At 35.9% G+C, this 24,205-nt stretch carries 27 protein-coding genes and 1 riboswitch; of the genes, 13 read left to right on the top strand and 14 right to left on the bottom strand.

The window, feature by feature from the left end; all coding sequences use genetic code 11:
- Positions 1–14 precede the first annotated feature (14 nt).
- Together ILA26_RS09885 and ILA26_RS09880 are read left to right on the top strand one after the other, a co-directional pair.
- On the top strand, positions 15–965 hold the full coding sequence (locus ILA26_RS09885; RefSeq protein ID WP_292896828.1) for a hypothetical protein: 951 nt from the start codon (positions 15–17) through the stop codon (positions 963–965).
- Positions 952–1,803: a hypothetical protein gene (locus ILA26_RS09880; RefSeq protein WP_292896826.1), complete on the top strand. Its 852-nt coding sequence runs from the start codon at positions 952–954 to the stop codon at positions 1,801–1,803. The genes ILA26_RS09885 and ILA26_RS09880 overlap by 14 nt, the downstream gene beginning before the upstream one ends.
- A 1-nt stretch (position 1,804) precedes the next feature.
- Here ILA26_RS09880 and ILA26_RS09875 read toward each other — a convergent pair whose 3' ends face one another.
- From ILA26_RS09875 to ILA26_RS09860, 4 genes are read right to left on the bottom strand one after another with little or no spacing between them, the layout of a single operon-like run.
- Positions 1,805–3,070, bottom strand: a complete 1,266-nt coding sequence (locus ILA26_RS09875; protein WP_292896824.1) for a magnesium transporter — start codon at positions 3,068–3,070, stop codon at positions 1,805–1,807.
- Positions 3,071–3,105: 35 nt separating this feature from the next.
- Positions 3,106–3,702 carry a potassium channel family protein gene (locus ILA26_RS09870; protein ID WP_292896822.1) on the bottom strand — a complete coding sequence of 199 codons (597 nt, stop codon included), beginning with the start codon at positions 3,700–3,702 and terminating at the stop codon, positions 3,106–3,108.
- Positions 3,703–3,713: 11 nt separating this feature from the next.
- Entirely contained in the window at positions 3,714–4,787 is a 1,074-nt protein-coding gene (gene cobJ / locus ILA26_RS09865) for a precorrin-3B C(17)-methyltransferase (RefSeq protein WP_292896820.1), read from the bottom strand.
- A gap of 9 nt (positions 4,788–4,796) precedes the next feature.
- Complete coding sequence (locus ILA26_RS09860) at positions 4,797–5,294, bottom strand: hypothetical protein (protein ID WP_292896818.1); 498 nt, start codon at positions 5,292–5,294, stop codon at positions 4,797–4,799.
- A gap of 163 nt (positions 5,295–5,457) precedes the next feature.
- Between ILA26_RS09860 and ILA26_RS09855 the strand changes: the two genes are divergently transcribed.
- A complete protein-coding gene (locus ILA26_RS09855; protein WP_292896816.1) occupies positions 5,458–7,200 on the top strand; it encodes a DNA-directed DNA polymerase II small subunit in 1,743 nt (580 codons plus the stop codon).
- A 9-nt stretch (positions 7,201–7,209) separates the two neighbouring features.
- Positions 7,210–7,785, top strand: a complete 576-nt coding sequence (locus tag ILA26_RS09850) for a class II aldolase/adducin family protein (RefSeq protein ID WP_292896814.1) — start codon at positions 7,210–7,212, stop codon at positions 7,783–7,785.
- On the opposite strand, the gene ILA26_RS09845 is transcribed toward ILA26_RS09850, so the two are convergent.
- A complete protein-coding gene (locus ILA26_RS09845; RefSeq protein WP_292896812.1) occupies positions 7,782–7,946 on the bottom strand; it encodes a Met repressor in 165 nt (54 codons plus the stop codon). The genes ILA26_RS09850 and ILA26_RS09845 overlap by 4 nt on opposite strands.
- Before the next feature lie 146 nt (positions 7,947–8,092).
- Between ILA26_RS09845 and ILA26_RS09840 the strand changes: the two genes are divergently transcribed.
- Positions 8,093–8,341, top strand: coding sequence for a UPF0147 family protein (locus tag ILA26_RS09840; protein WP_292896810.1), 249 nt, complete (start codon positions 8,093–8,095; stop codon positions 8,339–8,341).
- A gap of 20 nt (positions 8,342–8,361) precedes the next feature.
- Here the strand turns inward: ILA26_RS09840 and ILA26_RS09835 are convergent, their stop codons facing one another.
- Entirely contained in the window at positions 8,362–9,375 is a 1,014-nt protein-coding gene (locus ILA26_RS09835; RefSeq protein WP_292896808.1) for a cobalt-precorrin 5A hydrolase, read from the bottom strand.
- Positions 9,372–10,364 carry a cobalamin biosynthesis protein gene (locus tag ILA26_RS09830; protein WP_292896866.1) on the bottom strand — a complete coding sequence of 331 codons (993 nt, stop codon included), beginning with the start codon at positions 10,362–10,364 and terminating at the stop codon, positions 9,372–9,374. Before ILA26_RS09830 ends, ILA26_RS09835 begins: the two co-directional genes overlap by 4 nt.
- Positions 10,365–10,474: 110 nt before the next feature.
- Here ILA26_RS09830 and ILA26_RS09825 point away from each other — a divergent pair, with 110 nt between their 5' ends.
- Together ILA26_RS09825 and ILA26_RS09820 are read left to right on the top strand one after the other, a co-directional pair.
- Positions 10,475–10,957, top strand: a complete 483-nt coding sequence (locus tag ILA26_RS09825) for a DUF2299 family protein (RefSeq protein WP_292896806.1) — start codon at positions 10,475–10,477, stop codon at positions 10,955–10,957.
- A 649-nt stretch (positions 10,958–11,606) separates the two neighbouring features.
- Complete coding sequence (locus ILA26_RS09820) at positions 11,607–12,773, top strand: orc1/cdc6 family replication initiation protein (protein ID WP_292896804.1); 1,167 nt, start codon at positions 11,607–11,609, stop codon at positions 12,771–12,773.
- Here the strand turns inward: ILA26_RS09820 and pyrB are convergent.
- Genes pyrB through hisG form a run of 3 tightly spaced genes read right to left on the bottom strand, consistent with a single transcriptional unit; the run spans position 12,766 to position 15,048 of the window.
- The gene (gene pyrB / locus ILA26_RS09815) at positions 12,766–13,701 is read right to left on the bottom strand and encodes an aspartate carbamoyltransferase (RefSeq protein WP_292896802.1); all 936 of its coding nucleotides are present in this window, start codon (positions 13,699–13,701) and stop codon (positions 12,766–12,768) included. The two genes, ILA26_RS09820 and pyrB, sit on opposite strands and share 8 nt — an antisense overlap.
- The gene (locus ILA26_RS09810; protein WP_292896800.1) at positions 13,694–14,191 is read right to left on the bottom strand and encodes a flavodoxin domain-containing protein; all 498 of its coding nucleotides are present in this window, start codon (positions 14,189–14,191) and stop codon (positions 13,694–13,696) included. The genes pyrB and ILA26_RS09810 overlap by 8 nt, the downstream gene beginning before the upstream one ends.
- Entirely contained in the window at positions 14,188–15,048 is an 861-nt protein-coding gene (hisG, locus tag ILA26_RS09805) for an ATP phosphoribosyltransferase (RefSeq protein ID WP_292896798.1), read from the bottom strand. The genes ILA26_RS09810 and hisG overlap by 4 nt, the downstream gene beginning before the upstream one ends.
- A gap of 245 nt (positions 15,049–15,293) precedes the next feature.
- Here hisG and ILA26_RS09800 point away from each other — a divergent pair, with 245 nt between their 5' ends.
- Positions 15,294–15,500, top strand: a complete 207-nt coding sequence (locus tag ILA26_RS09800; RefSeq protein WP_292801434.1) for a histone family protein — start codon at positions 15,294–15,296, stop codon at positions 15,498–15,500.
- 44 nt (positions 15,501–15,544) lie between these two features.
- Positions 15,545–16,849: an amidohydrolase family protein gene (locus ILA26_RS09795; RefSeq protein ID WP_292896796.1), complete on the top strand. Its 1,305-nt coding sequence runs from the start codon at positions 15,545–15,547 to the stop codon at positions 16,847–16,849.
- Here the strand turns inward: ILA26_RS09795 and tfrA are convergent.
- A complete protein-coding gene (gene tfrA, locus ILA26_RS09790) occupies positions 16,842–18,485 on the bottom strand; it encodes a fumarate reductase (CoM/CoB) subunit TfrA (RefSeq protein WP_292896794.1) in 1,644 nt (547 codons plus the stop codon). The two genes, ILA26_RS09795 and tfrA, sit on opposite strands and share 8 nt — an antisense overlap.
- A 225-nt stretch (positions 18,486–18,710) precedes the next feature.
- On the opposite strand from tfrA, the gene ILA26_RS09785 reads away from it, so the two are divergent.
- The 3 genes from ILA26_RS09785 to ribB all read left to right on the top strand — a co-directional run bounded on the left by ILA26_RS09785 (position 18,711) and on the right by ribB (position 20,374).
- Positions 18,711–19,085: a DUF120 domain-containing protein gene (locus tag ILA26_RS09785; RefSeq protein WP_292896792.1), complete on the top strand. Its 375-nt coding sequence runs from the start codon at positions 18,711–18,713 to the stop codon at positions 19,083–19,085.
- Between the two features lie 15 nt (positions 19,086–19,100).
- Positions 19,101–19,445, top strand: coding sequence for a hypothetical protein (locus ILA26_RS09780; protein ID WP_292896790.1), 345 nt, complete (start codon positions 19,101–19,103; stop codon positions 19,443–19,445).
- A gap of 57 nt (positions 19,446–19,502) precedes the next feature.
- Positions 19,503–19,638, top strand: a riboswitch (FMN riboswitch).
- Positions 19,639–19,690: 52 nt separating this feature from the next.
- Positions 19,691–20,374 carry a 3,4-dihydroxy-2-butanone-4-phosphate synthase gene (ribB, locus tag ILA26_RS09775; RefSeq protein ID WP_292896788.1) on the top strand — a complete coding sequence of 228 codons (684 nt, stop codon included), beginning with the start codon at positions 19,691–19,693 and terminating at the stop codon, positions 20,372–20,374.
- Here ribB and ILA26_RS09770 read toward each other — a convergent pair whose 3' ends face one another.
- From ILA26_RS09770 to gatA, 3 genes are all read right to left on the bottom strand, one after another.
- Positions 20,375–20,779 carry a hypothetical protein gene (locus ILA26_RS09770; protein ID WP_292896786.1) on the bottom strand — a complete coding sequence of 135 codons (405 nt, stop codon included), beginning with the start codon at positions 20,777–20,779 and terminating at the stop codon, positions 20,375–20,377.
- The gene (locus tag ILA26_RS09765; protein ID WP_292896784.1) at positions 20,779–22,272 is read right to left on the bottom strand and encodes a DJ-1/PfpI family protein; all 1,494 of its coding nucleotides are present in this window, start codon (positions 22,270–22,272) and stop codon (positions 20,779–20,781) included. The genes ILA26_RS09770 and ILA26_RS09765 overlap by 1 nt, the downstream gene beginning before the upstream one ends.
- An 89-nt stretch (positions 22,273–22,361) precedes the next feature.
- Positions 22,362–23,732 (bottom strand): Asp-tRNA(Asn)/Glu-tRNA(Gln) amidotransferase subunit GatA, encoded by a 1,371-nt coding sequence (gene gatA / locus ILA26_RS09760; protein WP_292896782.1) that lies wholly within the window; start codon positions 23,730–23,732, stop codon positions 22,362–22,364.
- A gap of 209 nt (positions 23,733–23,941) precedes the next feature.
- Between gatA and ILA26_RS09755 the strand changes: the two genes are divergently transcribed.
- Positions 23,942–24,205: a hypothetical protein gene (locus ILA26_RS09755; protein ID WP_292896780.1), complete on the top strand. Its 264-nt coding sequence runs from the start codon at positions 23,942–23,944 to the stop codon at positions 24,203–24,205.

Raw genomic sequence — 24,205 nt, 5'->3', positions numbered from 1 at the left:
TTAAATTCTTAAAAATGAAGCTCGACTCAAAAGGGAATATAATTGTAGGTACAACCGCTATTCTGATTGCAGTATTGCTTTTGGTATGCATTTTCACAATAGCCTCCATACATTATATCCAAAACCATAATATCGAATCACAATCGAATGACAACTTCAAGTACATTATTGATGACTATTCCAGCAATTTGGAACTGCTTGGGAGGGAATCGATAGCTGAGGTAACACAAAAGGTATACAACGGATTGCCCGTTCACAACAGCCCAGACCAAATCAAAAAGAACTTGAATAAGCATCTTGAAGAAAAGAATGAGGAATATAAGGAGAAGTATGATATTGACCTGACTTCTGAAGCGTTATCAGTTGAAAACACCGATTCACCTTGGAAGATATTGTTTAAGGTGAAACTTGACGGTCAAAAGGATAATGAGCATTTCTCACAAATAATTGAAAGGAATGCCTCAATTGAAGGCCTGAGAGACCCACTTCCTATAGCCAAGCTGACAATAGCATCCGGAATAATGGCATATGATGATAAGATTCATTATAAGACCGCATTGTCTGCATACATGCTACTGCATAATCTGGACTCGCCGGAATCATACATAGAAGCCACAGCGCCAATGACCATCAAGAAATGTCCATATGATCCATACACCCATCATGGAGATCCGGGAGCACTGGAGGATTGTCTTGATACTGGATATTTTCATGAAAGCGCCGACGGAAGCTGCTATTTATGCAGACTTGAAGGCAAGGGAAAATGTCCACATTACGGATTTGAAGTGTTCATACAAACCCACACACCCTTGAATAACGAATCCCTGTCATGTTCTGACCATGTGGTGTTTGCAGACCATTACAACGGTGAAAAGATAGACCCGAACGACTGGGACAGCCTGATTTTGGATTCATCCCACAGGAAAAAATACGGATTGAGTGACTATGGCAATGAGACTGATTGAAATAGGCATAATATTGATAGTAATATTGATGATATTTGGTGTAGTCTTGTCTTCAGTGGAGGACACCTCCCAAAAAATCATCAGGACCCAGGAAATCAATAATATGGAAAAGCTAACATCGGAAATTCTTGATAACCTGATCAACAACCCTGGAGTGCCTGAAAACTGGAACGAATATGATAGGGGAACACCCGGCCTTGCAATCGTTAATGAGGAGGGACAGACTGTTCCCAACAGCGTTTCATATGCAAAATTCATAGCCCTTGGAAAAAACTATGACAAGATGGTATATGAAAACCTTTTCAACTCAAAGATTAAAAGCTCAATTGAACTGAACCCACAGAAGAGTAGTATTTCAAGTGTAAAAATAGGTGACATTGAAGAGGGAAATGGTATCTTTTCTGTCAATAGGCTGGTGAAATGCGACTTCTACAAGAGCTATGTCATCAAGGACTTTCAAAACGAGGGAAAATGCGAAAGGCACCACAGCCAGAAGGATCACAGCTGCAACTACTTCAAGGTCTTTCCGGGAAACTTCAAGAAGTCTGATTACTATTTACTGGTGGATGACAATGAGGAATATGACCTGAACTACATTGTCGACACGACAAGGGTCGTCAAGGAGAGATATTGGGAAAAAGTAGGTTCGAAGGAAGTTTATCTAAATGACAAGATATTCTTCTATGACGACGACAGCGCCGTTGCATTCGTTCATCTGGACAAGCCCCATCCTAAAGCCGTGATAATTTGCGTTCCAAAGGATTTCGACAAGAGCTTTCTCGACTATGACTACTTCAGAACAAACGAGTGTGAATTGAGACTGACCGCATGGTATTGAATTAAATCAAAACACCCAAAATAAGCAGGGAAACTGATATCAATGTCAAACTTGAAATTGAATCGGTAATACTTGTTGAAATTGGAATTACAATGTTATCAGGGTCCATATTATTGTTGTATGATGTCACTGATACATAGTAAACGATAATAACCATTATTGCAACCAAAATCAATCCGGACAAGGTTGATATCTCCAATATCTTATCGAATCCAACACCTAAAACACCCAATGCAAATGATGATCCTTCAGCCAAAAGACCGATTACCGGAAATACAATGATTGCCAGAATGAAGCAGATTATGAAGTTGTGAACCGCTTCGCCTTCAGGTTTTCTGAATGGTTCTACTAAACCTGAGTGAAGGCCTGAGGATAATCTGGCTCCCAAAATACTGATTAAGCTTCCGCATTCACCTGAGAATAACGGCAATAAGGTAAGCAAACTAGGATTGGTTAGCAATGTTTCAACCGCTGAATTCAAAATTGCACCTGCTGTTCCTCCCAAAAGGGAACAAAGCAACAGTACAGGTGTGGATTGCCTTAGTATTGTATTGGTCTCATCTGACAGTCTGTAACAGTAAACGAAACTGACTGCAACGGCAATCAACATTATCGCCAAAACAGCATCCTTAAACAGGTAGCTGAAGTTCATGGCCTGCAATATGAATACTGAAGCAATGATTGCAGGTAAGGTAAACAGATCACCGAATGCGGCAATGATAGGACTTGTAATGTTGTCCGGGTCCCATCCATGCTCAAAGCTTTTAAATGATACAAGCATTGTAATAGGGAGCATTATCAAGTTTGAAATTATTCCAGCAATAACGCTAATCAATATAAAGTCGATTATGCTCATAGAAGGCTGATGCAGGATAAGGCATAAAACCTTTGCAATGATAGCCAAGAACAATGACAATACCAGTGTCAAGACAAAGGATGAGAATATGTTATAGTTCAAGTACTCTGAAAACTTGAATTTAGGTGATATGATACCGATGTGCAGGCTAGTTGAAAGCCTTGAAGCGAATGAACCGAAAATGTTTCCTCTCATACCGATTGCTCCAGGGATAATTACCAATAATCCCGGAAATGCTTCAAGGAAAAATGTCATCTTACCTAAAATAAGTCCAGCGCATAAATCGCCTATAGCGCAAATGAGCAATGCTATAAGGCTTTCTTTTATAATAGAACTATGTTCTTCAACAAAATCAGGAAATGTTGAAATTACAGATAGTGGACTGCGAATCTTCTTCTGTTGATCTTTCACACATATCACTACCCATAATCATTTTTATCACTCTTCTAGTCGTCTTCTAATTCTTCTGGAATGTCTTCTAAAGAACAGGTTCCTGCAGCCAATTTTTCAAGCAAGTCTGCACCTTCGTCTGTTCCTTTTAAAATTAATGTATCGTTTGGAAGCAGGGTTGTATGTTTATCAGGTCCATAAATCCATGATGTACCTCTTCTGATTGCAATAGCCCTCATTCCTGTACGATTTACTAATAATAAGTCTCCTAAGGTATTGTTTGCTAAGTCTGAATTTTCTTCAATTGTAACCCTAACAATACTTTTATCGGACTCTTCCATAACCATTTTAAATACCGGATGTGGTTTAAAACCGGTGATAACCAAATCAGCTAAATCCTTAGCTGCGTTTGCTATACTCTCAGCAGCTTCTGCAATTTCCAGTAATGCTGTTAGTTTTTCTGCATCTTCATAAGACCTGGCGGCAACCAATGATTCCTTTTTGATTTCATAATTCATTGTATTAACTTCGTTTTCCAATGCAATAACCTCTTCAGCTGCTGTCTTACTGTTGAATAAAACCGCTGAATAAGCTAAATCGACCATCAGTTCCGACAAGTTTTTCATTTCTATTAATAGATTTTTGATTGTCAATTGAAATTCCCCTAAAGATCATTTGGATCTGTTTTTAATAAGCATGCTTTTCTAAGTTTCAATAAAGTTTTCTTCTTGGTTTTCAAGTCCTCAACTTCGTCGAGAATGTTTTCCAAAGGTTCTCTCAGGTATTCGACTGTCTCCTTTTCATGCAGCCAGTGGCAATTTGTACAGTTCCAGACACCTTTTCCCTTAATCCATTCTCCGCCTGTTGCTGAGTCTCCACATGGATAAAACGGACAATAGCAGAAATCACAGTATTGGCCGTCCCAGTGGCATGGGTAAAATTCACATTCACGGTTAGGTCCGTGTGCGACTTCGCCATTCAAGAATTTTTCATAATGATTTTGTGATAAAGGATGAATTTTAGACCTGATAACGTATCCTCTTGGTGTTATTAGGTTATCATCTTGAATATAAGTTAAATCGTTTCCGACAATTAAAGTGCAGGACATGTTCACAATGTCCTCTGTCAAGTCCTTGACCTTAACGATTGTTGATTTCGGAGGTTCATAGGTACTGTCCACAATACCGATTAAAGCGTCCTCACCCTTGATTTCCAAAACACATTGCTTGAATCTTCTGAAAGGTTCCTTACGTGTTTTGCTTATGGGATTATAAATTGCAACAATCAGGTTGGCCTCAAGAGCATATCTCAATTTCTTTTCGATTTCAGACATTGGAGTCAAGATATTGCTTAAGCTTATTGCTGCAAAATCATGCAATGGAGCACCCAAATGGCTTGCCGCATAATTCAGAGCAGACACTCCAGGATAAACCTTGATTTCAACACCTTCATACTTGCTTACAATCTGATATAATACGTTTGCCATTCCAAAGACACCAGGGTCTCCGGAACTAATTAATGAAACGGTCTGGCCTTCAAGACTTTTTTGAATTGCAAACTCTGCTCTTGCTATCTCATCGCCCATTCCTTTTTTTACGACTTCTTTTCCTTGAATCAAGTCATCTATCTGTTCGATGTATTTCTTATAGCCAATAACAACGTCTGACTCTTCAATGGCTTTTACAGCTCCCAAAGTCATGTTGTCTCTATTCTGGCCTATTCCTATTACATTAATCATTATATATCACTAGTACAATTTTAAGATTGAATTTATAGTTACTGTATTCTCATCAACTCTTAAACCATTTTCCTTGAAACTAGCCTGTCCTGTTGCTATAACCTTATATGAAGGATCTTGGCTAATGACAATTTGGCCTGAAGTTGAATTTGGAGAAGCGTAACCTAAAGCTTCAATATTTACTGTTAAATTCTTATTATCTGTATCATCATAGGTTGTTATATTCATTGAATCCACATTAACACCGTCAACCTTCGACAGATTCTCCATCTGCAGTGCAACATCTTTTTTATTTGTGATGTTAACTGGAGTTGGGTCTTTAATCAAAGCTTCGTTAACCTTTTCAGGACTGAAAAATCCAGTGATTTTAGAAACCTGCATATCTATCAATGCCTGAGGATTAGGTGCTTCAGCTGTAACGATTGTATATGAGCTAAATAGTCCTAATTCAAAGAATATTATAAATAATACTACAACTAAAACAATTCTAACTATTTTATTCGCCATTTTATCACAAACTTAATCTTTGATTATTAAAGATTATCTTATAATATGTTAATTTTTATGTTTAATATATAATAAATATAACTAAATTTAATATTGCTAAAACAATTTTAAAAACAGAAATTCTCAAAGTTTATTAATATAGAAAAATAAAATTTTTATTAATATGTCAACTAATAAAATTCTATTAAAATTTGCAAAAAAGGGAATTAACCTATCACCTGAAGCATTTGACAAGGTCATGAATGCAGAAAATCCTGTAGATTTTGCATCTAATCTAATAGTTAAATTAAAAGGTGATAAATTTACATCAAAGGATTTGGTTTCCATCAGTGGAGAAACTGTCGACGAAATCACTGGTGTAAAAACGGTTAAAGAAACCGGAACCCAGGAAACCCTAGTCCAAAATGAAGAGCCTAAAGTTGAAGTTAAAAAGCAAACACCACAAAAAGAGACTCCTAAACCGGCAGTCGAAACACCACAGGTTGAAAAAAATATCAAAACGGAAGAAACCAAAAAGCCTGATGATGAACCTCAAGTTCAGGAAGTCAAAAAGGCATCTTCAATAGACAGCCTTAAAAAGGAAACTGACGAACCTGAAACTTACGTTAATAAGGAGATATTAGAGGCATCTGAAACAATTAAGGATACTAAAATCAAATTCAAGAGAAACGAACAAAAGATTAATGTTGAATATGATTTTAAAATTATTCAGGACACAAGTAAGAAATCATACACAAGCGGAGAGCTTGAAAACCTGATTTCATACTTCAAAAGCCGTTACGAAAAGTTATCCAATATCCTATCCAAAAGGCCAGACCTTAGAAACTACACAAAGATTGCCGACATTGACGATGGAATGGACAGCCTAAGCTTGATTCTAATGGTTAAGGAAATAAGAACCAGTAAAAACGGTCATAAAATTGTTGAATTTGAAGATGACACTGGAAACATTTCAGTATTATTCTCAAATAAGAATGAAGACCTATTTAGAGAAGCCGAAAAGCTTGTAAGGGATGAGGTTGTCGGTGTCATTGCTAATAAAAGTGATGATAGAAACTTCGCATTCGGTCAGGAAATCATTAAGCCCGGAGTTTTAAGGGTTCCTGAAAAGCCTATGGACTTTGGAATAGTATTCCTATCCGATGTTCACATTGGTAGTTTAACATTCCTCGAAGATGCATTCCAAAGATTCATTGACTGGATCAACTGCGAATATGGTGATGAGGAACAGAGAAGAGTTGCAGAAGACGTTAAGTATCTCATCATTGGTGGGGATATTGTGGACGGAATCGGTGTGTATCCTAACCAGGACAAGGAACTTGCTATTAAGGATATCACAGAACAGTACAATGAGGCTGCAAGATTTTTAGGAAATATCCGTAGCGACATTAAAATCATCATCGCTCCTGGAAACCACGACGCATCAAGGGTGGCAGAACCCCAGCCTGCGGTTCCTGAAGAGTATGCAAAGGCATTATATGAACTTGACAACGTTGAATTCATTTCAAATCCAGGTGTAGTCTCCCTTGACGGAATCAACGTATTGATTTACCACGGACGTAGTTTCGACGACCTGGTAATGGCTGTAAAAGACTTTTCATATGAGAAAAGCGATGTCATAATGGAAGAATTATTGCAAAAAAGACACTTGGCTCCAATTTATGGTGAAAGAACTCCACTTGCTTCAGAACTTGAGGATTATCTTGTTATTGATGAGGTGCCAGATATTTTCCACACAGGACACATTCACATTAACAGCTACAGAAGATACAAGGGCATTCACTTGATCAATTCAGGTACTTTCCAGACTCAGACAGAGTTCCAGAAAATTTACAACATCAACCCAACCCCTGCGGAAGTTCCAATTATCCATAAGGGAAAATATAGACATTTCAAATTTTTATGAGGTTATTTGATGAAAAAAAATATTGCTGAGATTATTGATGTTTCAAATGAAGTTTATGACAAAGGATTGGTTTCCGGCAAATCCGGAAACATAAGCGCTAGATTCGGAGATGTGGTGGCAATCACCCCTACATTGAAATCACTTTCAAACTTATGTGAGGAGGATATTGTTTTAGTGGATATGGAGGGTAACGTATTGACAAAAGGAAAACCTTCTTCAGAAGTCTTTATGCACTTGGAAATTTACAAAAAAAGATCTGATGTTCAGGCAATAGTTCACACTCACTCACCATATGCTACAGGATTTGCATTTTCAAACAAAAAGCTTAAAAGGTTAGAAGGTTTCGGAGCAATAAAACAGGAATATCTATCCTACATTGAATACAAAAAACCTGGAAGCGATGAGCTTGCAAAAAGTGCAAGTGAAGGTATCGGCGATGAGGATGTTTTAATCTTGAAAAACCATGGTGTAATCTGTGTTAGTGACAGTTTAAAAGAAGCTATGTTACTTGCGGTTTTTGTTGAAGAGACCGCTAAAACTCAATTTGTTACATATATGTTAAATTCAGCTGAAGATAATGATTAATCTTCATCTGAAACAACAGTTTTATTTCTGGATTCCATTCCTTCTTCAATCATTTTAATGATTAATCCTGATAAGGAAGTATCTTCATCGATTGCCATCTTTTTTAATTCTTTTTTTAAGTCTACAGGTAAGTTTATTGTAGTTTTGCTTATATCTGACATGTATAATAATTCAATTTAATTTAATATAAATTTTTCTAATAAATAGTTTCAAATACCATAAACTATTTAAATTGATTAGTCATATATATTTTAAATAATATAGTTATTTTACTTATTTTAAATATTTTATTTTGGAGGGAGTTATAATGAGTAATGATGCAATTAATGAAGTATGTGAAATACTTGACTATATTTCAGATAACAATACTGTTCCTCGTAACATCAGAGAAGCAGCAAGCCAATCTACTGAATTGTTAAAAGACGAAGAACAAGACCAATCAGTAAAAATAAGTACTGTTTTAGGAAAATTGGATGAAATCAGTAATGATCCTAACATCCCAGTACATGCAAGAACTTTAATTTGGGAAGTTCTATCTAAATTAGAAGCAATCTAATTTAGTTTTTATTTTTTATTTTATTTTGACACCGCTATTGAAATTGTAACGCCATCATAAGAAGTTTTTTTATAAATCAACTTAGAATCAAAACCTGCCATTATCAATGCTGAAGGTTCGCAGACACCCCATATTCCAAACTTTGACATTACGAATTCTGATTTTGCAACATCATTTGATTCAAATAGTCTCAATTTGTCAAGTTCAACAAAATCAACCGGAATGCTTAATTTTTGGGATAATTCCAATATGCCTTTCTCATCCTGTTTTATCTCAGCAGAAGCCAGTAAATTGATTCTTGAAACATCAATGTTCAGCTCATCAATTGATTGGGTTAATCCATTGTATATCTTTTCACATTCCTTGCCACGTCTGCAGCCTATTCCAACGACAATTTTTCTCTCTTTCAAAATCATTTCATGTTCATCAATGTGGACATGTATTTCATCTGTATTCACTTTTGATGAAAAATTAATTGACACATTAATTTCAAGTGTATTACTGTTTAGATAATCAAATAGATAATTGAAATTTCTGTTAGGATTTACGGTTAGTGAAATTTCTTTCCCATCAAGAATGGCCTTGTTGAAAAAAAGAATTTGTTTTGTATCATCAATTGACAAATACAAGTCTTTAGCAATAACGTCAATTCCCAATTTGTTGTTTACATCAGTGGATGTGGTTATGACGGGTGTTGCATCAATCAAACCTGCAATTTTTTCAGTTAGTTTGTTTGCACCGCCAAGATGGCCTGAAAGGGTTGATATTACAAAATTTCCATTGTCATCAACATTTAACACTGCTGGATCTGTAATCTTTGATTCAATAAGTGGTGCAATTGACCTGATCAATATTCCTGAAGCCATGATGGCAATTATTGCATCATATTCATCGAACAAAATCGGAAAATATTTTTTAACATTCTTATGATAGGAATCAACTTTTATTATTGTCGAATCGTCGTTAAGCTTTTCTTTCAAATCATTTGCCAATGTTAAACCTTTGTCAGATACTGAAATTAATGCTATTTTCATAATATCACATATAATAATGTAAATAATAATATAACTGTTATTGTAAATAAAATAATAGTTAATTTTGATAATTTGACAGCCTTTGAAATGTCATCTGAGGTTATTTTTTTATTGTCATCACCAAGTATATATGTTCCCTTCTTGACAAGTTGGATGTTGAGTGCACCTGCAGTTGTTGCCATTGTGTAACCTGAATTTGGTGAAGGACATTTTCTTGCATCTCTTCTCATGATTTTATACGCATTTTTTCCATCCAATCCTAATAGATATGCTGAGATAACAACAAATATTCCAGCAATTCTTGACGGTATGAAATTCAATATGTCATCTATTTTGGCCGGGAAAAAACCAATGTTAATCAGTTCATCAGTCTGATAACCCAACATTGCATCTAGTGTATTGAAAATCCTGTAAAACATTGGTATCAATATTAAAGCAAATAAATAATGGTTAACAGGATAATATAATGTTATCAATCCAATAATAAAATAGTAAAATACCGGTGCAACATATGAGTCGGTTATGTTTTCCGTAAGACTTTCAACAGCTGCTGAAACGATGAAACTTTCTGTCAATTCATCTGTGTTCCTGCTTACCAGGTATGAAACAAGTTGCCTTGCCTTGTCAATACTTTCATTTAATGCATTTTCCACATCAACAGCAGTCTGTAATAGCATATTTATTGAATATGAAGAAGATAATAGTATAGAAAATATAATAAATAATAATATAATATTATATGATGAAATTAAATAAATAATAAATAATATTACACTTGAAACACAACACACGCCTATTATAACCAACAGTCCTGAAATCCTGCTTCTTATTTTTATGAATATATTTTTGAAAAAACTAATCAATGATCCAACTATGACAACAGGATGTATTCTTGTTGGCAGCTCTCCAAATATAATATCAATCATTAATGATGCTATTAAAATTAATATAATAAATAAAAATAACTTGAATGAGACAATACCGCTCATATTTGTGTTAATAATATCATTAATTAAATTATTATATTCAATCATAGTTTAATATATATAATAAAAAAATAAATAATTTATTATAATTTTTATTAATTAAAGATGATATTATGGATATTGAAGAAAAAGTAAGACAATGGCTAACTGAAGAAGATTTCCTAAGGGAAATGAAATATGACGAAAATGCAGATTTCCATTTCATTATCGAATTTCCAAATGAAAACATAATGGATGTTGTCAAGCCTAAAGACAAGGACTGTGTTGTTGTTGCATGTGCAACTCAAGTGGCTCCTCAACACTTGAATCTGATGCAATCTTCAGATAAGAAAACACAAAAGGATTTCATCATGGAATTGAACTTTGGTTTGAATAAGTTTTTAGTTGATTATGAACTTCAGGTCAATCAGGATATTCTACAGCAATTTGTTGTTACTGATCAGATATTTGAGGATGGATTGACCAAAAATGAATTCATAAGAACTCTTAAAAGAGTTTTCAAGTCAAAATTACATTGCATATGGTTAATAGACCAGAAATTTGGAAATGTTTCTATCAGTGTAACTCCCTCCAATGAGAATGACATGTTTATTTAGAGAGGGAGAGGTGCATTGCAAGTGAAACGTTTACGAAGGTATATTCGAGATTGAAGGGGTATATTTCAACTGTAAACACTTGAAATTTATCTCTAATTTTTTTCCTTATTTTTTGATTTAAACGTCTTATAATTGTTTTTTACATTTTCATTCATGATTTTTCAAATTTTACACTTGAAATGCATGTCTTGATTTTGGGCTCGCATACAAAATACATTACACTTGAAACACACCTCTCTGTCTTTGTGTTAAATCATGATAATTTTTTCAGATGCTATTTTCAACAATGAATCTGAGGCCTTAAAATCATAATTAGTAGTCAATTTTTACACTTGAAATGCTTATCTTATATTTGAAATAGTACCATTTCATATTATAATTTTAATTTAATAATCAAACGTTTAAATTAAATTAATTGAATTATAATTATTTTTATAAGTTATTGAGTGAATATGATTTTCTAAATAGATCTTTATTGATTTTAATCGATTTAATTTTTATATTTTTTAAAATTTTATTACTCATTATAATGATTCGTAATAAAAAACTTTATTTAATATCTATTTAATATTATTAACACTGGAAATTATACTTACACATTTTTTATAATTTTGGGATTATTTTATAATTTTTATTAAGGTGAAAAAACATGTCAAATATTTTTGAGGATGAAAGTCTTTTTGGTAATCGCAGGCGCAATGCCATATTCAAGGATAAGAAACCATTGGATCATAGATTTTTACCGGAAAAGCTAGTTCACAGGGATGAACAGATTAGGCAGATTGCAAAATATTGGGTTGATGTATTGGATGATGTGACTCCATCCAATGTGACTTTATATGGAAAGACAGGTACTGGAAAAACAGCTGCGTCCAAATTCGCACGTGAACAGTTGATTGAAGCAGCAAGCAATGAACATGTCTTTGTCAAAATAGAATATGTCAGATGCACAGACTTCACAACAGAATACCAGGTATTGGCAGAATTGTGTAACAGGCTTGGTAGGGATGTTCCAAATCGTGGTTGGACAAAAGCTGAAGTCGTTAATGCATTCAGGGAACTCTTCAGAACAAATGCATTTGGAAAGAAATTGCACTTGATTGTAATTCTGGACGAAATCGATATCCTATTGGATAAGGATGGGGATGGAATCCTCTACACCTTGACAAGAACAGACAATGTTGCAGTACTTTCAATCAGTAACTATCTAGACTTTAAAAATTTAATCAAGTCAAGAGTAACAAGCAGTTTAAACGACAAGGAAATTGTTTTCCCACCGTATGGAGCAGACCAATTGGCTGATATCCTATCCGAAAGGGCTGCCCTTTCATTCAATGATGATGTTCTGGAAGGTGCTGTTATTCCTTTATGTTCTGCAATGGCAGCTAAGGAAGAGGGTGATGCTAGATACGCTTTGGATTTACTTAAAAATGCTGGTGAATTGGCATTTGATGAGGATTGTGAAAAGGTAACCAGTGATCATGTAAAAAGAGCAAAAGAAAGAATTGAACACAGCAAAGTCAGTGAAATATTGTCCACATTACCTCTCCAGCAGCAAAGGGTATTGGAAGCTATCTTAAACCTAACCAAGCAAGGTGAGGAAATAACTTCCGGAAAGCTTTATGATGCTTACACTGAAGTTTCCAAAAAGGATGCAGTTACCTACAGAAGAATTTTTGATTTCATCAATGAGCTTGAATTGTTGGGAATAATCTCAACAAACACCATTTCACGTGGACGTGGAAAAGGTAGAACTAATATAATCAAGCTTCAATGCGATGAAGAATTATTAGAAACAGCCTTATACTCTATTTAGGGTTGTTTTTAATTAATGTTTTTAAAATAGCCATTCTTACAGGAACGGCATTTGCTGCCTGGGTGAAATACTTATTGTATTTGGTATCGTCAACGTCCCCTGCAATTTCATCTATTCTAGGTAAAGGATGCATAACGATTAAATCCTTTCCTTCTAACATTTTTTTATTAACGATATATGCACCTTTAATTTTTTCATACTCGTCAATGTCTCCGAAGCGCTCTTTTTGGATTCTTGTTACATATAACACGTTAACGTCATCGATGATGTCCTCAATATTGCTCACTTCTTCATATTCAACATTTGTTTTGTCCAAATCAATCAATACTTCTTGAGGCATTCTGAGTTCCGGTGGTGAGACAAGATAAATTTTCACGTTGTCGAATAGGCATAAAGCGTTTGATAGTGAGTGTACTGTACGTCCAAATTTCAAATCACCAATCAATGCTATTTTTAGATTGTCAATGCTTCCTATTTCATTTCTTATGGTGTATAAGTCAAGTAGGGTCTGTGTAGGGTGCTGGCCTGCACCGTCACCTGCATTGATTACAGGAACGTCCACAATGTCTGAAATGAATTTTGACACGCCTTCAAGCTCGTGTCTTATTACCAAAGCGTCACTGTATCCCTCAAACATCTTGGCGGTGTCTGCAATGCTTTCACCTTTTGACACCGAACTTGATCCGCTGCTTGTAAATCCGATGCATTGACCATGCAAACGTTTCATAGCTGTTTCAAATGAGATTCTTGTCCTAGTTGAAGGTTCGAAAAACATCAATCCTAAAATTTTTCCCTTAAGTTCCTCTGAAATGTCTCTTGATTTAGCAATGTCCTCAAGTTTGGATGCCTCGTCAAGGATGTATTCAATGTCTTCTCTTTCAAAATCTTTTATTGAAATTATGTTTTTTAACTTAAAAATTTTAATCAACCCTTTTTTCAATCATAGTGTTCATGTAATCGGCAAATTTGTCTATTTCCTCAATGTTCAAAGTTGGAAGGCTTTCTTTATTTTTCTTATAGTCATTGATTAATTTATTTGTTTTTCTTTTTTCAATATAATTTCCTTCATCGGGATTCAATTCATAGCCAAAATTTGAGTTAATGTATGATGAGTTAACAAGTTCCTCTGTGAATGTTTTATTGAATCTGTCCTTATTCGCTTCACAGTTGATAATCAATCCCAATGGCTTTCCTTTCAATGTTTTAATGTTTTTTGAAATGTATAATTTTAAATCGCTCTGCACTTTACCGTTCAAAGCAGATCCTGCCAATATTATGAAATTGTATTTCAATATGCATTCGCTTTTTGCGATTCCAATAGGTATCAGCTGGACATCTGCATTGATCTTTCCTGACAATATCTTGCAGGACTTTTTTGTCGATTCTGTAGTTGTTGTATAGATTATTGCGATTTTCATATTATTCTTTCGATTGGCACAACGAGAATGTCACGGGCACCTGCATTTCTTAAGTCGTTTACAAGTTCGAACACTTGCTTTTCATCAATAACAGCCTGTGCCGCAACGGTTTTGCTTTCGGATAAAACTTCAGATATGGTTAGACCGCCCATTGAAGGCATAACTTCTTTGACCTTATCCAAGTCCTCCTCATCGACATTCATCATTATCAGTTTTTTCCTGTCAGCATCGAGCACACCCTTGATGCTGGTGCTTACAGCCTCAATCAATTGTTTTTTGGTTTTTAGGCTTTCATGGTTTGCGATGAGCTTGATGCTACTGTCAAGAATCACATCTATGATTTCAAGATGGTTCATTTTCAATGTTGTTCCAGTACTGGTCAGGTCGGTAATCAGGTCTGCAATTCCGATGAACGGCGCAGCCTCTGTTGATCCGCTCAACTTGACGATTTTCAAGTCAAGACCCTTTTCATTAAAGTATTTTCGAGTTAAAACAGGAAACTCGGTAGCCACTTTCATGTCTTCAGTGATGTCATCGACTGAATTTATGTTTGACTCTTCGGGAGCTGCCAAGACCAGTTTGGTTTGGCCGAATCTTAAGTCCAGCAGTTCGTTGACGTCTGACTCGCTTTCCTGAATCAGGTCCACGCCTGTTATTCCCATGTCCGCAACGCCGTCGTTGACGAATTCAGGAATGTCGGATGCCCTTGCAAACATTACCTCTATATTATCGTTGAATGTTTTTGAAATCAGTTTTCTGTTGTTTTTATCAATTAAGCCTAAACCTGCCTTTTCTAGGATATTTATGGAAGGTTCACTTATTCTTCCCTTTGAAGGAATAGCAATTTTTATCTTCATCATATCTCTCAAATTTTTTTTAATTCTGATTAATATATTGTAATCATATTATTAAATACTTTTTTTTAAGAGTATTAATTTTTATATGTTTTATTTGATAATCATAATAATAATTTAATCTTATTTTTAAATAATCGCATAATTTTGCAAAATATTTAAATATTAAGATATATTAAAACTTATTTAACTTATTATTAAAATCTCTTAATAATAAGTTTTAACTGAATTTATGTGAGGTGAAAATTATGTCTGAAATACCAAAAGCTCCTGTTGCTAGAATCATCAAAGAATCTGGTGCAGAAAGAGTAAGTGAAGATGCAAAAGCTGAATTAGCTGCATACTTAGAAGAAGTTGCTCGTGATGTTGCTAAAGAAGCTAACAATGTTGCTAAAATCGCAAAACGTAAAACTGTTAAAGCAGAAGATATCAAATTAGCTATCAAAAACTTATAAGTAGTTTTTAGCTAACTTTTTTTTATTTTTTTTAGGTGTTATTTATGAGCGATAATACTATTTTAATTAAGAACGCATTAATTTTAAATCCAGATAATTTCGAAAACAAGAAACAATCCTTATTAATTAAAGAAGATTTAATTGCAGAGATTGCTGATGACATCGATGAAGGCAGTGCAGACAAAATTATCGATGCAGAAGGAAAAATATTACTTCCAGGATTGATTAATACTCATACTCATTTATCAATGACTTTATTTAGAGGATTAGCTGACGATTTGAGTTTAGACAGTTGGCTTAACGATCACATATGGCCGATGGAAGCTAATCTTAATGGTGATTATTGTTATATCGGTGCTCTTTTAGGCGCAGTCGAATTGATTAAGTCAGGAACAACCACATTTTCCGACATGTACTTCTATATGGAAGACGTTGCCCGTGCAGTGGAAGACGCTGGAATAAGGGCAGTGTTGTCATATGGAATGATTGACTTTGGAGATGCGGAAAAAAGAGAAGGTGAAATCAAGGAAAACCTACAGCTGTTCAATTCATGTAATGGAATGGCTGACGGAAGAATCAAGGTGTTTTTAGGACCTCATTCACCCTACACTGCATCAGAAGAATTGTTACTTAAAGTACGTGAGTTGGCTGACGAGTACAACATGGGTATCCATATTCATGTTTCCGAAACAGAAAAGGAAATCAATGACAGTTTAGAAGAAAAAGGACTCAGGCCATTTGAATATTTGGATAAGATTGGCTTTTTAGGTCCTGATGTTGTTGCAGCACACTGCGTATGGCTAAGCGATGAGGAAATCGAAATCATCAAAAAGCATAACGTTAAGGTTTCACACAACCCATGCAGTAACATGAAACTGGCTTCAGGTATTTCTCCTGTTTCAAAATTGATTGAAAACGATGTCTGTGTTTCAATAGGAACTGATGGCGCATCCTCAAACAATAACCTTGATTTGATTGAGGAGTTAAAGACCGCTAGCCTGCTTCAAAAGGTAGCAACCCTTGATCCTAAGGTATTGTCTTCAGATGAGGCAGTCGAGATGGCAACTATCAAAGGTGCTGAAGCTTTAGGTCTTGAATCAGAAATCGGTTCCATCGAAGTCGGTAAAAAAGCAGATATTATTTTAATCGATACCAATTCTGCCAATATGGTTCCTGACAGTTCATCCTTAAGTTCCAATGTTATTTACTCAGCAAATGGTTCCAATGTGGATACTACAATTTGTAACGGTAAAATATTAATGGAAAATAAAAAATTGACTGTTTTAGATGAACAAGAAATTTACAAAAAAGCTAGAAAAGCTATAAAAGAATTAAAAGAAGCTATCTAGCTTCAAATTCTATTTTATTTTTATTTATTACAATACTTCTTTTCCACTCGTCGTTTGTTTCAGGGAAATCAGATCTGAAATGTGCTCCACGACTTTCTCTACGCAATATCGCAGATTTAACTGATAAGATACATATTTCAACCATGTTTATCACTTCAAGTGCGGTCACAAGGTCTGTATTGTATTGTGTATTGTCGCTGACATCCAGGTTTTCAAGGTCATCCTGCATTTTTTGGAGTTTTTTGAGTGCCTCGTTCAGGCCTTTTTCGTCCCTTACGATAGCTACCTTTTCCCACATGAGGTTCTTGATGTTGTTCTTGAACTCTTGAGGTTTGATTGAACCTTCCTTAATTAGGCTTTCAATTCTTTCAGCTTCCTGTTTGACTTGATTCTCATTGGATTTAAGTTCAACATTTTCGCATGCTTTGGAAGCGCTCAAACCGGCAATCTTACCGAACACCTGAGTGTCTGCAAGTGCATTACCTCCCAAACGGTTAGCTCCATGAACTCCTCCGCAAACCTCTCCTGCTCCGAACAGGTTTTTAAGGTTTGTTGAAGCGTCTTCATTGATTTTTAAACCACCCATAAAGTGGTGTGCGGTTGGAGCCACTTCAATAGGTCCGTGCTTGATGTCAACGCCAACGTTATCGAACTGCAAGACCATGGTCTCTAGCTTTTCGTCAATGTAGTCGTCATCAAGGTGTGAAATGTCAAGGTATACTCCACCGTTTTCGGTTCCTCTGCCTTCAATGATTTCCTGATAGATTGAACGTGCGACAACGTCACGTGTAGCGAGCTCCATCTTTTCAGGTGCGTATTTGCTCATGAACCTTTCGCCGTCCTTATTGATGAGCTTTCCACCTTCAGCCCTAACAGCTTCGGTTACAAGAACACCTTTTTTGGATTCTGGGGTCACCATTCCGGTTGGGTGGAACTGTATTTGTTCCATGTCCACAAGGTTGGCTCCCGCACGGTAGGCCATTGCGAAACCGTCTCCATTTTTCTGGAAGGTGTTGGATGTTACAGGGAATAATTGTCCAGCTCCTCCGCTTGCTAAAATTACGGATTTTGCCTTGAAATAAATTAAACTGGAATCTTTGAGTTTGAGTCCTGTTGCACCGATTACCTCGTCGCCTTCGGTTACGAGTGATGTAATCATTACTTCCTCGATGCATTCGATATCTCTTTTGATGATTTCCTCCTTGAGTGCATTTAAAAGTTCTGCACCTGTCCTATCTCCTTGGTAACAGGTTCTTCTGTAGGTTTGACCACCGAATGGTCTCTGGTCTATTTCACCTGATTCCTGCCTGTCGAAGAGTGCACCATAGTTTTCAAGGTCGATAAGCCTTTTAGGTGATTCGTTTACCAGTATTTTAACCAGCTTTTCATCATTCAAAAAGCTACCGCCTTTCATGGTGTCCTTTATATGAGCATCAATTGAGTCTTCCTTATCGACTGTTTTAAACACTGCATTGTAACCGCCTTCAGCCATTCCGGTACAGCCAGACCTGAATGAAAGACCTTTTGATACAATTATTGCCTTCAAGCCAGCATCATCAACTTCAATAGCTGCTCTTGAACCTGCTCCTCCAGATCCGATAATCAATACGTCTGTTGAGATAGTTTCTATATTCATTTCAATTACCCTGTAAAATTTTTATCGCTAATACTTTTGTTTTTCAATTATTATATAAATTTCTTAAAAAGTATTTATTTATTGAAAATCAATACTTTATAATATCGAATCTATATTTCTTAAACAAAACATTAATGAATTATAGCATTCTTTGATTAAATTAGAATTTTATTTAAAATTTTGATAGGTATATTAATTCTATTTAATTTAATGAGAGGTTATTTGATGAAAATTGATGGTGAAGTTACAACCGGTTTGGGAAAAGCTGCATTTTTCCTATCACAGGAGTTTTACACAAGTGAGTTCAAGAAGAATTTGGGGTTCGTCCCGTATCCAGGAACATTGAATGTCGTCGTCGACAGCGTATACCTGGAAGATATCAATGAAATCAAGAACAGCTGTGAAAACATCATCAAGCCGGACATGGAATTCGGTGCGGTCAAATACATTAAGGCGAAATTATGCGATAAGATCGATGGTGCCATAGTATTTCCTGCAAAAACAACTCATGACGAAAATTATTTGGAATTCATTGCCGAAAACAGATTAAGGGAAGAGCTTGATTTAGATGATGGGGATATAGTTTCTATTGAATTCTAATTAAGGTGTGTACGAATGGAATATGATTATAAGGATATAGCAATCAAGTCAATTATAGCAGGTATCGTTGCTTTAATAGTGGGATTGATACTTGCTTATTTCAATGTAGGTAAATTCAGTTTCTTAATACCTGTGTTCATTGCAGGTATAGTAATAGGATTTTTAGAAGACAGCATAGATTCAGCATTGGTTGTTGCCGGTGTGGCTGGTGTGGTAGTTTCAGTTCTTCAGGGAATTGTACCTCACTTTGTATTACCTCCACAAATTGCTTCACTGTTTGAATTTTCAGTTTTAGGCCACGTGTTTGGCTGTGCATTGCCAGCAGGTGTTGTCGCATTGATTAAAGATATTAAAGGCTAATATCTTTTTTTTCTTTTTTTACCGTAAAGTTTTTTATATATGATTGATATATTTTTTAATACGTTCTCAGGGCGGAGTGAAATTCTCCACCGGTGGTGATTTTTACAACAAAATAAGTCCACGAGCACAGGGAAGTGTTGATTTGGTGAGATTCCAAAACCGACGGTGACAGTCCGGATGGAAGAGAAGTAATAGTATTATAGTTATTTTTAGCCCTGGTTCTAGTAAATTAAGGAGACATTACTATGAATCACGAAACAGATTTAGATAAAGCTCTAGAAGCTATTAGAAATGGTGAATTCGTACTAGTTTTCGACGATGACGATAGGGAAGGAGAAGTCGACATGATCATCGCTTCTGAATTTGTGACCCCTAAATCAATCGCAACCATGAGAAATGATGCAGGCGGATTAATCTGCAACTGTTTACATCCTGATTATTGTGATGCAATCCATTTACCATTCATGGTGGATATCATGCAAGCGGCTACTGAAAAATATCCGGAACTTGCTGAACTTGCTCCAAATGACATTCCATACGATGAAAGATCATCCTTTTCAATTTGGGTAAATCACAGAAAATCATTCACTGGTGTAACAGACCATGACAGAGCAATGACCATATCCGAATCAGCATTAATGATGAAAGAGGAAAGATTCGATGAATTTGGTGGAACTTTCAGATCTCCTGGTCACGTATGTCTTTTAAGAGGAGCTGACGGACTTGTCAAAAACAGGCAAGGACACACTGAAATCGGTCTTGCTTTATGTGAACTTGCAGGAGTAACTCCTGTTTGTGTAGTTTGTGAAATGATGGATGGTGAAACCGGTCAGGCTACTTCACTAGAAAAAGTTCGCAAATATGCAGATGAAAATGGTCTCGTATTGCTTAGAGGCGAAGACATCATCAATGAATATTTAAAAGAATAGCTAATTTTTGTTATTAGCTATATAATTTGCAATGAATTGGGTAATCTGTTGGATTTTATAAGAGTTGTAAATACTGAAAACCACATATTTCCCATCGTTCATTCTTATTTCCAAAGCATCCCTTATTTCGGATGACTTTGTGATAGAAACTATTTTTGTAAATGGAATTCTCAACGTTTTGCTTTTCAACGCCTTTTCTATCTGGATGTTATCCTCATAGATTCTAACTATTTTCACGACACGGCGGTTCATATCTGAAGCTATTTGAATGTCTCCGTTCTCGTCAAAAACGTAATCAGGTATCAGACATGTTGCCTTCCATCCTTGTTTCATTTTCTTCAATACGTGGGCTCTGTCCTTTTTTGTTAGCTTGACTCCCTTTTCGGGGCTTAGGTTAAGTGCCATTAAATCACCTTGCTTTTGATTTCATCGAATGAGTATATTTTTTCGAATTCTACCTCACGGGCCATGCTCACTATCAAGTCAATGTCCAGGTTGTCCTCAATCAGGTTCATTGCATGTGAAGTGAAAAGCTCGTAGCGTATCTCGACTTCAGGGATGAATCCGCGCATGTCCGCTGACTTTAACTTAGGAAGTTTTAAAACGTTCTCGACGCTTGTGTTGTTCTTGATATACGGAACCACATTGTCGAATATATCGTCGTTGTATACCTTATTGAGAAGAATTGCCTCAACGTCGACTCCGAATTTTTCAAGCATGTTGGCATGTGAGACCAAATCAATTGCAGCAGATTCGATTCCGCCCTTGTTAACTCCTGATGCAAGAATCATAGGTATATTTGATGACATTGCAATTTCTGCAGCTGAAAACGGTACCTTTTCATTCAAAAGACCTGTGAACACGCTCATGACACCCTCAATGAGCACTATATCATAGTTGGAATTGTTAAGCCTGTTTATTGTAGACTCTATGTCTGCCCAACCCAGGTGTCCTATCTTGATTGAAGCGAAGTCCTCCATCTTTCCCTTTGTCAAGTATAATCCAGGTATTATGTCACGAACATCTGGACCCACTTTAAGAAGAGCCACCTTATAGCCCCTTTTTGTGAGTGCACCCGCAAGGCCTGTAACGATGAATGTCTTTCCGCTGTCGGATCCGTTACTTCCAATCATCAGGTATTTTGGCTTTTTGATTGGGTCAATTGAAGGTATTTCGATTCCGGTATTGATGCCGACCTCGCTTCTCAGGAACCTCTTGACATCCTTGTTTCTATTGTAGATGTCGTCGATATCCGTAGCGTCTATTTGTTCCAGGAGATTGTTTTTTATGATTGGATTTTCATCAAGGATTCCATGTATCATGGTACCGATAACGTTGCCGTCGTCATTGCATGCGCCTGAAAAGATGTTGTATTCCCCTTTCTTGTTGGTGTCGCCATAGTTCATCCTTTGAACCTGTGAGTAGAACAAGGGCTTTGCGTCCCCCTCAACCTTACCGTAGGTGTGGGTATGAAATCCGTTTACGTCTTCTGTCTGGCCTTTTGTTAAAAATGAGTTGTCGAACACCTTTGCCTTGACACGGTCGCTTGTAATCAACGGTGAGAAATTCACGTCAATCAGTCCAAGACCGGGCTTTACAATAGGCACAGGGGATTTTCTTCCTATGTCGATTTGGTTGGACAATAGCTGAAAACCTGCACATATTCCGACAATCGGTTTTCCGTCACGGGCCATCTTCCTGATTTCGGTGTTAAGGCCCATGTTAATGTCATTTGATTCAATCAATGTTCCGCCAGGGATGATTAACGCGTCAAGTTCATCGCTGGCATTGTTACCGTTAACAAGTCCGTTTTCCTTAACGATGTCAGTTGGTAAATTTCCAAAATCTTCAAATCCTGGAACCGCTCCATTGATATAAGCAAGTCCTATTTTTGTCATAATATACCTCTTGATATTCTATTGGAATTTAACTAATATAAAATTTAAGAGGTCTGTTTCAAGTGTAAAAAAAGTTATAAAAAAAGAATTTATTGAGTGTTTTCGAAAACACTCATAGCTTTGATAATTTTTTCGTCATCTAATGGTTTTGCCTGAATTTGTAATCCGACAGGAATGCCGTCAACTTCGCCTGCAGGAATGCTTGCTGCTGGAATACCAGCAAGGTTAGCTATTACGGTCAATACGTCGTATGCGTACATTTCCATAGGTTCCAATTCAGCGCCGATTTCGTGAGGAAGCTTAGGAACTGTAGGTCCGACAATCAAGTCAACGTTTTCAAGCATTGAGGTGATTTCTCCTCTGATGACTGATCTTGCTTTTAAAGCTTGCTTGTAGTATTTACCGCTGAATTCAGCTTCAGCAATGTGAGAACCGATTTTGATTCTTCTAAGCACTTCGTCTCCACAAACCTCTTCAATTCTGGAACCGTAATCTCTTCCGTCGTATTTTCTGGTAGCTGAGAAGAATTCCACATAGTTGATTAGGTAGTAGGTAGGTAAACATAAGTCAATGTAGTCAAAGCTGACCTCTACAAGTTCAGCGCCGGCATCAACCAACTTTTGGATTGCCTTGTTGACTGTCTTGTTGATTTCATCATCTGTAACATCGATGAACTCTTTACATACCGCAATTTTCATGCCTTCGAGGGAAGTTTCTCCTAACACTTCTGTGAAGTCAGGTTTGTCCCAGTTCAATGTGGTACATTCGGTTTCGTCATATTTTGCAATTGTATTCAATGCAAGTGCAATTCCGCTGACATCATTAGCTAACGGTCCGATTTGGTCTAGACTCATGGATAAGTCCAAGAGACCTTGTCTTGAAACTGCACCGTAGGTTGGTTTGAATCCGATTACGCCACAGTGGGATGCAGGGTTTCTGATTGATCCGCCTGTATCTGACCCGATTGAAATGTCACACATTTCTGCTGCAATGGCCGCTGCACATCCACCACTGGAACCTCCAGGGATTCTGCCCATAGCCGCTGGGTTTTGGGTTGGTCCGTAGTATGAGGTTTCGGTTGAACTTCCTGCTGCAAATTCATCCATATTCAATATACCGATGATTATACCGTCTTCAGCAAGGATTTCTTCAACAACGGTTGCATTGTAACTTCCAATGTAGTCTTCCAAGGTTTTGGAAGCTGCGGATATGATTAAGTCTTCAACATTAATGTTTGCTTTTATACCAAATACTAAACCAGCTAAAGCACCGACATCTTCGCCATTTGCGATTTTTTCATCAATAGCTTCTGCTTGTTTTAATGCATTCTCATAGTTTAATTCAATGAATGCATTAATTTCATCGTTATTTTCATCGATTACTTTAATGAAGCTTTCAACATTTTCTTTAGCTGTCATTTCTCCACTTTTAATGGAGTTTAACTTTTCAATAACGTTCATTAAAACACCTAAATAATCGTAAATTATAATATTATTAGTTTATTTTTCAAGGTTTATATACTTGTTTTCTTTTTTATTAATAATTGTTTTTACTTTGTATAATTGATTTAACTTTGTTAAATTGCTTTAACTCTAAACTTAATGCTTTATATACTTTTAAATTTAATAATAATTTATTTAACTTTTGATTAAATCAAAGGAGTAATTATATGTCTTTTATTAACGAAATTAAAATTAAATTTCAACATTTGCTTGGATTTGAAAAATTGAATCCACTTAATAATTTTGATTTTGAGGAAACAATTGAAAAATATGAATCGAAGGATAATATTGTTTTATTCAAATCTGCATTTAAAAAACAGAGAGAATATCTTTTTGACAGGTATATTGCTCAGAATATTGAAAGATTCGTGGTTGAATTTAATTCCAGAATGGAAAAATTTAATGTATGTTATGTATATATAAGATTATAG

The sequence above is a fragment of the Methanobrevibacter sp. genome (assembly GCF_017940815.1).
Classification (GTDB): Archaea; Methanobacteriota; Methanobacteria; order Methanobacteriales; family Methanobacteriaceae; genus Methanocatella.
This window is presented reverse-complemented; position numbering and strand designations above follow the sequence as displayed.

Excerpts from the sequence above, each read along its gene's own strand:
- gatA (WP_292896782.1), bottom strand. The coding sequence starts at position 23,732 with ATGAACGTTATTGAAAAGTTAAACTCCATTAAAAGTGGAGAAATGACA.
- ILA26_RS09780 (WP_292896790.1), top strand. The coding sequence starts at position 19,101 with ATGGAATATGATTATAAGGATATAGCAATCAAGTCAATTATAGCAGGT.
- ILA26_RS09855 (WP_292896816.1), top strand. The coding sequence starts at position 5,458 with ATGTCAACTAATAAAATTCTATTAAAATTTGCAAAAAAGGGAATTAAC.
- ILA26_RS09785 (WP_292896792.1), top strand. The coding sequence starts at position 18,711 with ATGAAAATTGATGGTGAAGTTACAACCGGTTTGGGAAAAGCTGCATTT.
- tfrA (WP_292896794.1), bottom strand. The coding sequence starts at position 18,485 with ATGAATATAGAAACTATCTCAACAGACGTATTGATTATCGGATCTGGA.
- ILA26_RS09885 (WP_292896828.1), top strand. The coding sequence starts at position 15 with ATGAAGCTCGACTCAAAAGGGAATATAATTGTAGGTACAACCGCTATT.
- ILA26_RS09835 (WP_292896808.1), bottom strand. The coding sequence starts at position 9,375 with ATGAAAATAGCATTAATTTCAGTATCTGACAAAGGTTTAACATTGGCA.
- ribB (WP_292896788.1), top strand. The coding sequence starts at position 19,691 with ATGAATCACGAAACAGATTTAGATAAAGCTCTAGAAGCTATTAGAAAT.
- ILA26_RS09800 (WP_292801434.1), top strand. The coding sequence starts at position 15,294 with ATGTCTGAAATACCAAAAGCTCCTGTTGCTAGAATCATCAAAGAATCT.
- ILA26_RS09765 (WP_292896784.1), bottom strand. The coding sequence starts at position 22,272 with ATGACAAAAATAGGACTTGCTTATATCAATGGAGCGGTTCCAGGATTT.
- ILA26_RS09755 (WP_292896780.1), top strand. The coding sequence starts at position 23,942 with ATGTCTTTTATTAACGAAATTAAAATTAAATTTCAACATTTGCTTGGA.
- ILA26_RS09830 (WP_292896866.1), bottom strand. The coding sequence starts at position 10,364 with ATGAGCGGTATTGTCTCATTCAAGTTATTTTTATTTATTATATTAATT.
- ILA26_RS09795 (WP_292896796.1), top strand. The coding sequence starts at position 15,545 with ATGAGCGATAATACTATTTTAATTAAGAACGCATTAATTTTAAATCCA.
- ILA26_RS09820 (WP_292896804.1), top strand. The coding sequence starts at position 11,607 with ATGTCAAATATTTTTGAGGATGAAAGTCTTTTTGGTAATCGCAGGCGC.
- ILA26_RS09840 (WP_292896810.1), top strand. The coding sequence starts at position 8,093 with ATGAGTAATGATGCAATTAATGAAGTATGTGAAATACTTGACTATATT.
- ILA26_RS09850 (WP_292896814.1), top strand. The coding sequence starts at position 7,210 with ATGAAAAAAAATATTGCTGAGATTATTGATGTTTCAAATGAAGTTTAT.
- hisG (WP_292896798.1), bottom strand. The coding sequence starts at position 15,048 with ATGAAGATAAAAATTGCTATTCCTTCAAAGGGAAGAATAAGTGAACCT.
- ILA26_RS09860 (WP_292896818.1), bottom strand. The coding sequence starts at position 5,294 with ATGGCGAATAAAATAGTTAGAATTGTTTTAGTTGTAGTATTATTTATA.
- ILA26_RS09845 (WP_292896812.1), bottom strand. The coding sequence starts at position 7,946 with ATGTCAGATATAAGCAAAACTACAATAAACTTACCTGTAGACTTAAAA.
- ILA26_RS09810 (WP_292896800.1), bottom strand. The coding sequence starts at position 14,191 with ATGAAAATCGCAATAATCTATACAACAACTACAGAATCGACAAAAAAG.
- cobJ (WP_292896820.1), bottom strand. The coding sequence starts at position 4,787 with ATGATTAATGTAATAGGAATAGGCCAGAATAGAGACAACATGACTTTG.
- ILA26_RS09880 (WP_292896826.1), top strand. The coding sequence starts at position 952 with ATGAGACTGATTGAAATAGGCATAATATTGATAGTAATATTGATGATA.
- ILA26_RS09770 (WP_292896786.1), bottom strand. The coding sequence starts at position 20,779 with ATGGCACTTAACCTAAGCCCCGAAAAGGGAGTCAAGCTAACAAAAAAG.
- ILA26_RS09825 (WP_292896806.1), top strand. The coding sequence starts at position 10,475 with ATGGATATTGAAGAAAAAGTAAGACAATGGCTAACTGAAGAAGATTTC.